This is a genomic window from Methylobacterium sp. WL103 (assembly GCF_008039885.1).
In the GTDB taxonomy this organism is placed as follows: domain Bacteria; phylum Pseudomonadota; class Alphaproteobacteria; order Rhizobiales; family Beijerinckiaceae; genus Methylobacterium; species Methylobacterium cerastii.
On sequence record NZ_VRUX01001298.1, the window covers coordinates 1 to 439 of the forward strand.

The following is a 439-nucleotide window of genomic DNA, read 5'->3' on the forward strand; positions in this document are numbered from 1 at the left end:
GGCCGCGACGACGCGCTGAAGCGCGCGGTCGCGGCCTTGGCCTCGGGCGCGCCGGTGGTGCTGCACCTCTCCGACCGGGCGGTGCGCGGCGAGGGCCGCCACATCGCCGCGCGCATCGCGGACAAGACCGGCGCGACGCTGCTGGCCATGGCCGCCAACGCCCGCATCGACCGCGGCGCCGGCACGGTGCCGATCGAGCGCCTGCCCTACCCGATCGACGCCGCGATCGAGACGCTGGCGCCCTTCCGCCACGTCATCCTCGTCGGCGCGACGCCGCCGGTCGGGTTCTTCGCCTATCCCGGCAAGCCGAGCCTGCTCAGCGCGCCCGACGCCGAGACCATCGTCCTGGCCCACCCGGAGGAGGACCAGATCGAGGCACTGGAGCGGCTTGCCGAGGCCGTCGGCGCGTCGGCGGAGGTCGCGCCGGACGGCATGGCGC

Annotated in this window: 1 pseudogene; it reads left to right on the top strand. The window is 76.3% G+C overall.

What is annotated here, in order from left to right:
- Positions 1–439, top strand: a pseudogene (locus FV222_RS29080) (hypothetical protein); the annotation flags it as partial.